The sequence below is a fragment of the Paenibacillus sp. FSL R7-0333 genome, assembly GCF_038000365.1.
Lineage (GTDB): Bacteria > Bacillota > Bacilli > Paenibacillales > Paenibacillaceae > Paenibacillus_AQ > Paenibacillus_AQ silagei.
Genome location: NZ_JBBOBZ010000001.1, coordinates 4,585,433 through 4,597,732, shown reverse-complemented (window position 1 = coordinate 4,597,732; position 12,300 = coordinate 4,585,433). Strand labels below are relative to the sequence as shown.

The following is a 12,300-nucleotide window of genomic DNA, read 5'->3' as shown; positions in this document are numbered from 1 at the left end:
TAAGGAGGCCCGCAAATGAACACTGATTCCCCGGCTACATGCATATATATCCAGCTTAAGAACCGGGTGACGGTGCCCAAGGGCAAGGGGGTGCTGCTGCGCGATGTCGCTTATCTGATCACTGATCCGCAGTGGCGGGAGCCGCTGTATACACTGCTTGTGCTTCAGCCGAAGGAGAGTGACGGCAATCTGATCCTGATTGATCTGCTGACCGTCATTCCCCGGATTCAGGATGTGTACCCCGATGCGGAGATTCAGCCGATTGGCGAAGGCCGCACCATTGTACAGATTGAAGGTCCGTCTACGGCGGCTAAACCTTCTATAGCCCTGTTCGTGCTGGTCTGGCTGTTGCTGTTCTTCGGCTCGGCGCTGACGATTATGAATTTCCATGCCGATGTCAGCATGATGGAGGTACAGATCCGGATTGTGGAGATGCTGACGGGACGCAGGGACGAGCATCCTTATCTGTTTCAGATCGCTTATTCGCTGGGCATCGGATTTGGGATGGTGATTTTTTTCAATCATTTGTTCAAAAAGAAATGGAACGAGGAGCCGACTCCCCTTGAGGTGGAAATGTTCCTGTATCAGAAGAATATCGATCAATATGTAATCAACGAGGAGTACCGCAAAATGAAACGCCGCAGGGACGAGGCGCCCGGCAGCCGGGAGGGGAGCACATGACCGCACCAATGTCACTCGGACTTCATCTGCTGCTTGGGATTGCCGGGGGAATCGCAGTGGGCGGCGGGGTGATTGCGCTATTCGTAGTGCTGGACCTCATCCCCCGGCTGGCGCAGCTTACCTCCTCCTATGACAAGGTTCACTGGTATGAGGGAGCGATGGTCGGCGGTTCCCTGCTGGGGACGGTGAGCGATTTCTGGAACTGGAAAATGGCGGCCGGCCCGCTGATCGAGCTGGGGGTCGGCCTGTTCAACGGCATATTCATCGGCATGCTGGCGGCGGCTCTGACCGAGGTGCTGAATGTCCTGCCGATCCTGGCCAAACGTCTGCATATGACCCATCTGCTGCTTGGTCTCTTAATGGCGATGGTATGCGGCAAGGTGGCAGGCTCGTTGTTCGACTGGTTTGTCTATCAACAGTAAAGGGGGCTAGGGAGTGAGGTATATTCACAGCGGTGATCAGATAGAGACGGATAAAAAGAAAGACCGTTCTGCGCAGCAGAAATCGCCGGAGAAAAAGGCGCCGGAGCAAGCAGAGCAACCGGCTGCGTCCCAGAGCGGCATGGGTCAGGAGCTGGAGGCGTCGGCGGAGCTGGGGGCGGTGACGGGGCAGAAACCGCCGGAGCAGGAAGAGCAACCGGCTGCATCCCAGAGCGACAGAGGACAGGAGCTGGAGGCGTCAGCGGAGCTGGGCGCGGTGAAGCGCCCGATTGAAGGCGGGCAGGAGAGCCCGTCGGGCCTGAATGCTCCGCCAGATAGTGGCGGAGATGGGAATGAAGCGGCCCGGGCGGCGAGTCATGGAGAAGCTGGCGGCGGTCAGAGTGCTGCGGCTGGAGAAGGTGAGGATAGCAGCGGTAAGAACGCTGCATCTGGAGATGGCGGGGCTGTCGGTGGGAAAGATGCTGCGGCTACAGATGATGAGGCCAGTCCCGGGGATGATCCCGCATCCGAGAACGGAGACAGTCAGGAATCGTCCGGCGGAGGAATCAAAGGGTTCTTCAGCAGTCTGTTCGGCGACGATGCCGGGCCGGAGGAATCATCTGCGGAATCCGGTACGAGAGACCAGGCAGCAGACGATTCGCAGCAGGGAACACAATGTGCAGAAGAATCTGCCTCCGCCGGTTTTGCAGGCCCGGAATCAGCAGATTCCGAAGGTGCGGGTACACCCGGGCTGACCGGAGCTGCGCAGGCAGGGACAGATCATTCAGGAACGGATCATTCGGCTGCGGATTCCGGAGCGGGACAGGGAGCCCATGAAGACGGCAGAGGCCAATCACAGGATATGGAAACCTCGGACGAGTTGGGGGCTCAGACGCAGGATAAGAGCCATAAAGGCTTTTTTGCCAGATTATTTGGAGATGATGAAGAGCCTGAGGATCAGGAGGACGGTCAGGAAGCTGGTCAGCCCCAGCAGCCGAAGAAGTCTGCGCCCAAGCAATCCGCCCCTAAGAAGTCCAAAGCCGGTCAGGGAGCGGATTCTGCAAGCAAGTCCAATGACCCTCTGCAGCAAAAACGTGACAATGAACGCTCTGACTCCCTGGAGCAGTCGATTACGTATTGGCAAGGCAACGACAAGATCCCGCAATCCCTGGCGGATGCGAAGAATACACTGACCGAGGTACTTGGGCTGGGCTCCTCCTTCGATATTGTGTTCAGGGAAATGTCCTTCGGCGGGAAAAGTGCGGCGCTGCTCTGCATCAGCGGCTTCGCCAAGGATACGATTATCGATGAAATTCTGAAGCGCCTGACGTATCTGACCCCCGAAAATGTATCGACAGATGTACTCGCCAGCTTCATGAGTGAATATATTCCCCATGTCCAGGTGGAGAAGGGCGAACTGTTCAGCGAGAGCATCAACAAAGTGTTAGCCGGCATGAGCGCGATCTTCATTGAAGGGGAATCGCAGGTTATTATCATGGATACCCGTTCGTATCCTTCCCGCAGCCCGGATGAGCCGTCGATTGAGCGGGTGGTCCGCGGATCGCGGGACGGCTTCACAGAGACGCTGCTAAGCAACGTGGCTCTGGTTAGAAGACGTATCCGCGACCCTGGGCTGAAGCTGGAGATGCATCAGATTGGACGGCGGACCCGGACAGATGTCTGCTTAGCTTACATCGATGATATCGTGGATAAGACCCAGGTGCAGGCCGTTACGGACAAGCTGAAAAGCGTCAATCTCGACGGCATTCCCCTGGCGGACAAGCAGCTGGAGGAAGCGATTGTCGGCGGCGGCTGGAACCCCTATCCGCTGGTCCGTTATTCGGAACGGCCGGATATTGTCGCTTCCCATCTGCTGGAGGGCCGGGTGGTTGTGTTTGTCGATACTTCCCCGAGTGTGATGGTGCTGCCGACGACGTTTTTTGATCTGTGCCAGCATGCGGAAGAGAACCGCCAGACGCCTTTTATGGGAACCTATCTCCGCTGGGTCCGCTTCATCGGGATCTTTGCATCGATGTTCCTGCTTCCGCTGTGGATGCTGATGGTTCTCCATCCGGAGCTGAAGCCCGGCATGCTTGATTTCATCGGTCCGCAAAAATCAGCCAATCTCCCGCTCATTGCCCAGTTCCTGATCGTCGAGCTTGGGGTAGACCTGCTGCGGATGGCTGCGGTGCATACACCGACGCCGCTCGGCTCCGCGATGGGGCTGATCGCTGCCATTCTGGTCGGTGATATCGCTGTGCAGACCGGTCTTTTTGTCAATGAAGTGGTGCTCTATATGGCGGTGGCCTCTATCGGGATGTTTGCAACGCCGAGCTACGAGCTGGGGCTGGCCAACCGGATTGTCCGGCTTGCGCTGCTGCTGGCGGTGGCTGCTTACGGCATCCCCGGCTTCATGATCGGGACGACGCTGCTGGTGGTGCTGCTGACCACGCACCGTTCGTATAACTCTCCTTACATGTGGCCGTTTATACCATTTAATGCAAAAGCCATGGCGGAGATCCTCCTGCGTCAGCCGGTGCTCAGCTCCAAAACAAGGCCATCCTTCAACAAAACAAGAGATAGCACCCGGATGCCTGAGCATAAGGATGCCCCGCGCAAGTCGTAGGAAAATACAAATCAACTGCAAAAAAGTCCATTCAATGGTGTTCCCTCTGTCTGTTATACTGAATATACTGAACAGCCCCGCAATAAGCCGTATCTGTATTCTGAGCATCTGTTTCAGGAACGCATCGGGGCCCCAAATCATATACTAGACAGGGTGGAACGGATGATTCCACAGAAATTGGAGGACTGCGCAATGTTTTTACACGGGACGAGCCGAATCAATGATGCAGGGCATTTGGAGATCGGCGGATGTGATGTAACCGAATTGAAGGCGGAGTATGGGACACCGCTATATATAGTGGACGAGCAATTGGTCCGCCGCCGCTGCCGCGAGTATATGGAGGCGTTCACAGCTTCCGGCCTCGGGTTCCAGGTGGCTTATGCCAGCAAGGCATTCTCGACAATGGCGATGTGCCGGCTTGCGGATGAGGAAGGTCTGTCGCTGGATGTGGTCTCCGATGGAGAGCTGTATACTGCGCTGCAAGCCGGTTTCCCGGCGGAACGCATTCATTTCCACGGCAATAATAAGACACCGGATGAGATTGAGATGGCGATCGATGCAGGGATTGGCTGCTTTGTCGCCGATAATCTGGTGGAGCTCCGTCTGCTTCAGTCCATTGCCGCCCGCAGAGAAGTGACTGTTAATATTCTGCTGCGCGTTACGCCTGGAGTGGAAGCCCATGCCCATCATGCCTACGCATCGACAGGACAGACCGACTCCAAATTCGGCTTTGATATCGGCAACGGCTCGGCCCGTGAAGCGGTCAGTCTGGCTGACAGCCTGGCTAATCTGAACCTGCTCGGCGTGCATTCGCATATCGGGTCGCAGATTTTTGAGACCGAGGGCTTCCAGCTTGCCGTTGAACGTATTGCCGAGTTCACCCGTACCGTCAAGGAAGAGCTGGGAATCTCCTTCCCTGTAGTCAACCTGGGTGGAGGCTTTGGAATCCGTTATGTGGACGGCGATACGCCGCTGCAGGTGTCCGAATATGTCGCAGCCATCACAGATGCAGTGAAGACCCACTTCGCCGGCATTAACGATTCGCTGCCGCAGATCTGGGTAGAGCCGGGCCGCAGTATCGTAGGGGATGCCGGAACGACTCTGTACACGGTTGGAACCAGCAAGGAAATTCCGGGAGTGCGCAAATATGTAGCTGTTGACGGCGGCATGACCGATAATCCGCGTCCGGCTCTGTATGAATCCAAGTACGAAGCGCTGCTGGCAAGCCGTGCGACTGAGCCTAACGTGGAGAAGGTATCCATCGCCGGCAAATGCTGCGAGAGCGGCGATATGCTGATCTGGGACGTTGAGCTGCCTAAGGTGGAGAGCGGCGATTTGCTGGCTGTGGCCTGCACAGGGGCATACAATTACTCCATGGCCAGCAACTACAACCGTATCCGCCGTCCGGCGGTGGTGTTCGTGCAGAACGGGCAGAGTGATCTGGTTGTACGCCGCGAGTCCCATCAGGATATTGTTGCCAATGATATTGTGCCTGCACGGATTTCCAAACAAGCCGTTACGAAATAAGAAGACTATAGGGTTGTGCTATAGCGGCAGGCGGGAAGACTTCCCGCTTGCTTTGCTTTGTGCTCCGTTTCATAGTAAACTAATAAACGTGTTCTACATCTGTCATTTCGAAAGGGGTCATTTACATATGGCTAAGCAAGCGAAAATTACACTCGAAAACGGCGGCGTCGTGCTGATCGACTTGTTCGATCAGGATGCGCCTAATACAGTAGCAAACTTTGAGAAGCTGGCAAAAGACGGCTTCTACAACGGATTGTTGTTCCACCGCGTGATTCCAGGCTTCGTAGCCCAAGGCGGCTGCCCGAACGGAACAGGCACCGGCGGTCCTGGCTACACCATCAACTGCGAGATCAACCCGAACAAGCACGAGCGCGGCTCCCTGGCTATGGCCCATGCCGGCAAGAACACAGGCGGAAGCCAGTTCTATATCGCTTACGCTCCACAGCCGCACCTTGACGGAGTACACACAGTATTCGGTAAAGTGGTTGAAGGCATGGATCTGGTTGACGCTTTCAAAGGCCGCGACAAGATGACGACCGTTGAAATTGTAGAAGCTTAATACAAGTACTCCATTGACGCTATAGGGGGAGGTTCTTCTCTTCCTAAGGCATCGCCGAAGCACCCGGCTGGGTTATCCGAGGCCACTGAAAAAGTCCATAAAGAACTGAAAGAGACATTCGACACAAAGAATGTCTCTTTTTTTCGATACAATTAAAGAATTAAATCAAAGGCTGGTGGTCTTCATGCTTCCTAAGCAGCAAAGTTTTATCTTGAGCCCGTATATCGAACTTTACAATATACTCATTCCAAAAGATAACTTGTTGCGGCGCATGGACGAGTTGGTGGACTTCAGCTTTGTTTATGAGGAACTAAACGAAAGGTATTGCCAAGATAATGGACGAACCGCGGTAGACCCGGTCCGAATGTTTAAATATCTACTGCTTAAATCCATTTATGACTTGTCTGACGGCGATCTTGTGGAACGCACCAAAACCGATTTGTCGTTCAAGTTTTTTCTACATATGGCGCCAGAGGAAGAGGTTATTGATTCTAGTTTACTGAGCAAATTTCGTAAGTTGCGGCTGAAAGATATGAAGTTGCTCGATATACTCATTGGTAAAACGGTGGAGATTGCCATTCAGCAAGGAATCATTCGCAGCAAATCCATTATTGTCGATGCTACCCACACCAAAGCCCGCTATACCCAAAAAAGTCCGCAAGAGTTGCTGCGAGAACGTTCCAAAAAGGTACGAAAAGCAATCTATGCCTTAGATGAATCTATGAAAAGTTCCTTTCCAGTGAAGCCCGTTACGAATGTACTGGAAGATGAAATCGGGTACTGCCAAGATCTCATTGAGGTCATTGAAAAGGACGGACGTTTTACCGGACTCCCCAAGGTCAAAGAACCCTTCAATCTATTGAAAGAAACCGTCGCTGACGATGTCGAACAGTTGCAGACTTCTACTGATCCAGATGCCAAAGTAGGCCACAAAAGCGCAGATTCCTCATTTTTCGGGTACAAGACCCATATCGCGATGAGTGAAGAGCGAATCATTACGGCAGCGACCATTACCACGGGAGAACGAAACGACGGGAAGGAATTGCAAACTCTTATTGAAAAGAGCAAAGCTGCGGGCATGAGCGTAGAGACAGTCATTGGAGACAAGGCCTATTCAGAAAAAGACAATATTGCTTACAGTACGGAGCAGGGCATTGAACTTGTGGCCAAATTACATCCACAGATTACGCAAGGAAACCGAAGAAAAGAAGACGAATTCGATTTTAATAAAGATGCGGGTATGTATGTCTGCAGAGCCGGGCATCTGGCCATTCGAAGAGCACGGCAAGGCAAAAAGGGACAGGGCAAAAACCAAAAGGATACCTACTTTTATGATATTGAACAGTGTAAGCGATGTCCTTTAAAGGAAGGGTGCTACACAGAAGGCGCTCGGAGTAAGACCTACTCGGTAAGTATAAAGAGCAACGAACATGCCAAGCAAGCTGTGTTTCAGGAAAGTGAACCCTTTAAGGTCAAAGCGAAAGAGCGCTACAAAATAGAAGCCAAGAATAGCGAACTCAAACACAGACACGGGTACGATGTTGCATCTTCCACGGGTTTAGTTGGCATGGAGATTCAAGGAGCCATGGCGATATTCACTGTTAATTTAAAACGAATATTGAAACTCATGGAGTAACCAAAGTTGAAGAAATAGGTAAGAAAAAGACGACGTCCATTCGGAGAAACCGAATAACGTCGTCTTTTAAATACGTTTTTTTACTTTTTCTAAGAAAGGCTAGTTTTTCAGTGGCCTCGGGTTATCCAGCCGGGTGCTTTTTGCCGTGCGGGGAATTGTACAAATAGTAGTTGGATTTCCTCCACTTGCTCAGGAGCTGAGGAAGGCTTGTCAGGAAACAGTTGGAAAAACAGCACTTAAAATGCTGCAAATAGAACAGAGTAGAGGGAATGCACAAAATTAAATGACGTTTATCCAATTACTTTCCTCGAAAGCTCCAAAACATCCGAAACAAGATACGTTTTTCCAACTAATATGCCCCTGAATTCGCAGAAAGTCGGCACGAGGCGGGAATGAGGAGCACTAATGCCCCTGAATCCGCAAAAAGTCGGCGCGAGGCAGGAATGAGGAACACAAGTGCCCCTGAATCCGCCGAAAGTCGGCACGAGGCGGGAATGAGGAGCACTAATGCCAATGTCATTAAGTTAAGATATAGAGCCAAAAACAAGAAAAAGGCAGGTTATCGAAAAGATAGCCTGCTCTTTTTTTGCACAAAAAAATCTTGACAATCCGTAGAAAACGTGTGGCGAAGCCCCTTGAAAAAACGAGGAGGTTACGCCAATGAATGCTTATGCAAATTCGCTGAAAGACAGACTGACATCTCTCATCCGTGAGATGGCGGCTGCCCCCGCGCCTTACGTCAGAAACCCGGGAAAGGATTTTACCCGAACGAAAAAACTACCCTTTGAAATGGTTATGCAAACCCTGATCTTTATGGGCGGCAACAGCCTCTATAAGGAACTGTTGGAATCGCAGGGCTATGACGTTAACACCGCAACTTCTTCTGCTTTTGTTCAGCAAAGAAATAAAATTTTGCCGTCTGCGGTCGAATCTTTGTTTCACACCTTTACCGCGTCCCATACGGAATTCAAGGATTATCGAGGCTATCGATTATTGGCCATTGACGGTTCCGATCTGCATATTGCAACAGATCCTGCGGACCCGTTGACCTATTCTCAAAGTCAGCCCCACTCGAAAGGCTTTAACCTTCTGCACTTGAACGCTGCTTATGACCTCTGTAACCGGCTTTACGTGGACGCCATCCTTCAACCTCGAAAGCTGCGCAACGAAGGAAGGGCGCTGTCCACGATGGTGGATCGGTCCCCTATTCAGGGGAACGTCATTGTGTTGGCGGATCGAGGATTGGAAAGCTACAATACGTTCGCGCATCTGGAACGGAAAGGATGGAAGTACGTCATACGGGTCAAGGATTTGCATTCGAATGGCATTCTTTCGGGCTTGCACTTGACCTTTGAAGGGGCGTTTGATCAGGAGATTCACCTGACGCTGACTAAAAAACGAACGAAAGCGTTCAGGGATCACCCCGAAATCTATAAAATTCTTCCGGCCACCTCTAGCTTTGATTTTCTGGACATGCAAAAGAACCTGTTTTACCCGATTTCCTTTCGGGTGGTTCGTTTCCTCCTGCCCAGTGGCGATTATGAAACCGTCATTACCAATCTACCGGCTGCTGAATTCTCACCGGATGAACTCCGGGAACTGTATCACCTGCGATGGGGGATTGAGACCTCTTTCCGGGCCTTAAAATACACCATCGGTCTGACCCATTTTCACGCAAAGAAGCAAGAGTCCATTACCCAAGAGATATTCGCAAGAATGATCCTCTACAATTTCGCTGAAATGATTACCTCGCACGTAGTCATTTCCCAAAAGGATAAACGGCACCTCTACCAAGTCAACTTCACGGTGGCCGTTCACGTCTGTAGACATTTCCTGCGCTCCAAGGGCGATGGACCCCCGCCTGATGTGGAAGCTTTGATTCGCAAAAATATTTTGCCGATTCGTCTCACCCGTCCTGGGCAAAGGAATACACGCAGAATACGTAGCAAATCCGCCATTAGCTTCGTCTACAGAGTAGCATAATTCGGTTCGCATGAACATTTTTTTAAGTGGATCTTCCATCCGCTTTGTTTGCTATGCGCTTTTTTCCTTCCTTACACCAAAAACAAACGGCATAGGACGTTTCCCCCATACCGTTTTGGATTCTCTTTATTAATTCCAAACTTATCTTTGAACTTATCTTAATGACATTGGCACTAATGCCCCTGAATCCGCCGAAAGTCGGCACGAGGCGGGAATGAGAGGCACTAATGCCCCTGAAACCGCAGAAAGTCGGCACGAGGCGGGAATGAGGAGCACTAATGCCAATGTCATTAAGTTAAGATATATAGCCAAAAACAAGAAAAAGGCAGGTTATCGAAAAGATAGCCTGCTCTTTTTTTGCACAAAAAAATCTTGACAATCCGTAGAAAACGTGTGGCGAAGCCCCTTGAAAAAACGAGGAGGTTACGCCAATGAATGCTTATGCAAATTCGCTGAAAGACAGACTGACATCTCTCATCCGTGAGATGGCGGCTGCCCCCGCGCCTTACGTCAGAAACCCGGGAAAGGATTTTACCCGAACGAAAAAACTACCCTTTGAAATGGTTATGCAAACCCTGATCTTTATGGGCGGCAACAGCCTCTATAAGGAACTGTTGGAATCGCAGGGCTATGACGTTAACACCGCAACTTCTTCTGCTTTTGTTCAGCAAAGAAATAAAATTTTGCCGTCTGCGGTCGAATCTTTGTTTCACACCTTTACCGCGTCCCATACGGAATTCAAGGATTATCGAGGCTATCGATTATTGGCCATTGACGGTTCCGATCTGCATATTGCAACAGATCCTGCGGACCCGTTGACCTATTCTCAAAGTCAGCCCCACTCGAAAGGCTTTAACCTTCTGCACTTGAACGCTGCTTATGACCTCTGTAACCGGCTTTACGTGGACGCCATCCTTCAACCTCGAAAGCTGCGCAACGAAGGAAGGGCGCTGTCCACGATGGTGGATCGGTCCCCTATTCAGGGGAACGTCATTGTGTTGGCGGATCGAGGATTGGAAAGCTACAATACGTTCGCGCATCTGGAACGGAAAGGATGGAAGTACGTCATACGGGTCAAGGATTTGCATTCGAATGGCATTCTTTCGGGCTTGCACTTGACCTTTGAAGGGGCGTTTGATCAGGAGATTCACCTGACGCTGACTAAAAAACGAACGAAAGCGTTCAGGGATCACCCCGAAATCTATAAAATTCTTCCGGCCACCTCTAGCTTTGATTTTCTGGACATGCAAAAGAACCTGTTTTACCCGATTTCCTTTCGGGTGGTTCGTTTCCTCCTGCCCAGTGGCGATTATGAAACCGTCATTACCAATCTACCGGCTGCTGAATTCTCACCGGATGAACTCCGGGAACTGTATCACCTGCGATGGGGGATTGAGACCTCTTTCCGGGCCTTAAAATACACCATCGGTCTGACCCATTTTCACGCAAAGAAGCAAGAGTCCATTACCCAAGAGATATTCGCAAGAATGATCCTCTACAATTTCGCTGAAATGATTACCTCGCACGTAGTCATTTCCCAAAAGGATAAACGGCACCTCTACCAAGTCAACTTCACGGTGGCCGTTCACGTCTGTAGACATTTCCTGCGCTCCAAGGGCGATGGACCCCCGCCTGATGTGGAAGCTTTGATTCGCAAAAATATTTTGCCGATTCGTCTCACCCGTCCTGGGCAAAGGAATACACGCAGAATACGTAGCAAATCCGCCATTAGCTTCGTCTACAGAGTAGCATAATTCGGTTCGCATGAACATTTTTTTAAGTGGATCTTCCATCCGCTTTGTTTGCTATGCGCTTTTTTCCTTCCTTACACCAAAAACAAACGGCATAGGACGTTTCCCCCATACCGTTTTGGATTCTCTTTATTAATTCCAAACTTATCTTTGAACTTATCTTAATGACATTGGCACTAATGCCCCTGAATCCGCCGAAAGTCGGCACGAGGCGGGAATGAGGAGCACAAGTGCCCCTGAATTCATCCCCTCCGTTTACCTGCCAAGTTTCCCGCGGGCTGCGGCACGGCGGGCGGTGTACAGCTCCGGCAGCTTGAAGAAAATCAGGAACATCAGGAGGAAGATGACGAAGGCGAAGCCTTCTTCAACCAGCAGATAATAAGGATAAGGGCCGAAATAGTCCAGTACCGAGAACGTGCTGGGCTTGCGCATCAGGAACATATAGTTGGAATCCAGCAGCTTATTGGCGGCGTAGACGCATGCTGCGACAAGGTTCAGGCAGAGCATGGTGAAGAACAGTGAGCGCCAGGTGGGCTTATATCCTTCGACCCAGGTCATGTACAGGGATGCAAGTATGATCGACCCGTGGGCGATGAAGAAGAGCAGGAAGCGGAAATGCGGAAACGGATAGACCAGATTAGGTGTAAGCAGGGCGATGAATGCACCGCCGATCCCGGCAAAATAAAGAAAGCTGTACAGCAGCCTGCTGCGCGTGAGCAGCATCACGATTGACAGAAGCAGGGTAATTCCGCATAGTTCCAGCGGCAGGGAGGAGCTGCGGCTCCAGCTGTCATGGGACAGATACCAGACATGCAGGCCTCCCTCAGAAGCAGCCAGCAACAGGATCATCAGCAGGCGTATGCCTAACCGCAGGCCGGACCGGCTGCGCAGGGCGAAGCGGGCCCCAAAGAGCGCCAGGCAGCATAGCGCAATGACAGACAGGGCAACGAGATGAGAGGCGGAGAGCATGACGAAATCGCTGTCACGGGCACGCTCCCAGAATAAAGTTCGGTTCACTTGAAATCTCTCCTTGAATCCTGAAGTAAGGGTTGCATAATAATTTCTTTAATTTTAACCATTTCTGATTCTAAAGTTCTACTCTTAGGTGATATAAGTAT

General features: G+C 51.3%; 9 protein-coding genes. 8 read left to right on the top strand and 1 reads right to left on the bottom strand.

The genetic code is table 11. The features are described 5' to 3' along the window. Positions 1-15 precede the first annotated feature (15 nt). The 8 genes from MKY86_RS19500 (at position 16) to MKY86_RS19465 (ending at position 11,185) form a co-directional block, all read left to right on the top strand. Positions 16-681, top strand: a complete 666-nt coding sequence (locus tag MKY86_RS19500) for a stage V sporulation protein AA (RefSeq protein ID WP_076084233.1) — start codon at positions 16-18, stop codon at positions 679-681. Then, positions 678-1,103, top strand: coding sequence for a stage V sporulation protein AB (locus tag MKY86_RS19495; protein ID WP_076084230.1), 426 nt, complete (start codon positions 678-680; stop codon positions 1,101-1,103). The genes MKY86_RS19500 and MKY86_RS19495 overlap by 4 nt, the downstream gene beginning before the upstream one ends. A gap of 877 nt (positions 1,104-1,980) precedes the next feature. Further along, positions 1,981-3,726: a spore germination protein gene (locus tag MKY86_RS19490; protein WP_445669936.1), complete on the top strand. Its 1,746-nt coding sequence runs from the start codon at positions 1,981-1,983 to the stop codon at positions 3,724-3,726. A gap of 192 nt (positions 3,727-3,918) precedes the next feature. Next, complete coding sequence (gene lysA / locus MKY86_RS19485) at positions 3,919-5,253, top strand: diaminopimelate decarboxylase (protein ID WP_076084227.1); 1,335 nt, start codon at positions 3,919-3,921, stop codon at positions 5,251-5,253. Between the two features lie 127 nt (positions 5,254-5,380). Continuing rightward, positions 5,381-5,812 (top strand): peptidylprolyl isomerase, encoded by a 432-nt coding sequence (locus tag MKY86_RS19480; RefSeq protein ID WP_036727386.1) that lies wholly within the window; start codon positions 5,381-5,383, stop codon positions 5,810-5,812. 184 nt (positions 5,813-5,996) lie between these two features. Then, positions 5,997-7,448: an IS1182 family transposase gene (locus MKY86_RS19475; RefSeq protein ID WP_340827346.1), complete on the top strand. Its 1,452-nt coding sequence runs from the start codon at positions 5,997-5,999 to the stop codon at positions 7,446-7,448. A gap of 660 nt (positions 7,449-8,108) precedes the next feature. Next, positions 8,109-9,431 (top strand): IS4 family transposase, encoded by a 1,323-nt coding sequence (locus MKY86_RS19470; protein ID WP_076086935.1) that lies wholly within the window; start codon positions 8,109-8,111, stop codon positions 9,429-9,431. 431 nt (positions 9,432-9,862) lie between these two features. Further along, complete coding sequence (locus tag MKY86_RS19465) at positions 9,863-11,185, top strand: IS4 family transposase (protein WP_076086935.1); 1,323 nt, start codon at positions 9,863-9,865, stop codon at positions 11,183-11,185. A 252-nt stretch (positions 11,186-11,437) separates the two neighbouring features. On the opposite strand, the gene MKY86_RS19460 is transcribed toward MKY86_RS19465, so the two are convergent. Next, positions 11,438-12,199, bottom strand: a complete 762-nt coding sequence (locus tag MKY86_RS19460) for a TMEM164-related integral membrane acyltransferase (protein ID WP_083685039.1) — start codon at positions 12,197-12,199, stop codon at positions 11,438-11,440. Between the last annotated feature and the right edge of the window lie 101 nt (positions 12,200-12,300).

What these genes read in the sequence shown, in the direction of transcription:
- MKY86_RS19480 (WP_036727386.1), top strand. Translation starts at nt 5,381, where the DNA reads ATGGCTAAGCAAGCGAAAATTACACTCGAAAACGGCGGCGTCGTGCTG.
- lysA (WP_076084227.1), top strand. Translation starts at nt 3,919, where the DNA reads ATGTTTTTACACGGGACGAGCCGAATCAATGATGCAGGGCATTTGGAG.
- MKY86_RS19470 (WP_076086935.1), top strand. Translation starts at nt 8,109, where the DNA reads ATGAATGCTTATGCAAATTCGCTGAAAGACAGACTGACATCTCTCATC.
- MKY86_RS19495 (WP_076084230.1), top strand. Translation starts at nt 678, where the DNA reads ATGACCGCACCAATGTCACTCGGACTTCATCTGCTGCTTGGGATTGCC.
- MKY86_RS19475 (WP_340827346.1), top strand. Translation starts at nt 5,997, where the DNA reads ATGCTTCCTAAGCAGCAAAGTTTTATCTTGAGCCCGTATATCGAACTT.
- MKY86_RS19465 (WP_076086935.1), top strand. Translation starts at nt 9,863, where the DNA reads ATGAATGCTTATGCAAATTCGCTGAAAGACAGACTGACATCTCTCATC.
- MKY86_RS19500 (WP_076084233.1), top strand. Translation starts at nt 16, where the DNA reads ATGAACACTGATTCCCCGGCTACATGCATATATATCCAGCTTAAGAAC.